The organism is Vibrio sp. 10N.222.49.C9, from assembly GCF_041474985.1.
GTDB classification, from domain to species: Bacteria; Pseudomonadota; Gammaproteobacteria; order Enterobacterales; family Vibrionaceae; genus Vibrio; species Vibrio crassostreae_C.
The window spans coordinates 1-233 of sequence record NZ_JBFRVD010000213.1 but is presented as its reverse complement, the minus strand read 5'-3'; the positions used below and the strand labels follow the sequence as shown (position 1 = coordinate 233).

Genomic DNA, 233 nt, shown 5'->3' with positions numbered 1-233 from the left:
ACTCAGATTCGATAGTGCTGACGAGGGCATCTATCTGTTTGTTTAGCGATGGCGCCATCTTAGCGATCTCACGCTGTTCATTGAGAACACTGTTGAGTATACCGTGGGTGGTCAATGGGTTTGCTAATACCACTCTAAAGACGATAGTGGTCATGCTATCCCATTGCTTTGGCGTGAGTGTAGTACGCGATACAAATGACAAACCATTTTCACGTTGACGCTTCTGGATAAAT

1 pseudogene is annotated in these 233 nt (G+C 45.1%); it reads right to left on the bottom strand.

Going from position 1 to position 233, the window contains the following annotated elements:
- A pseudogene (locus AB4585_RS22810) lies at window positions 1-233 on the bottom strand (putative pyridoxal-dependent aspartate 1-decarboxylase); the annotation flags it as partial.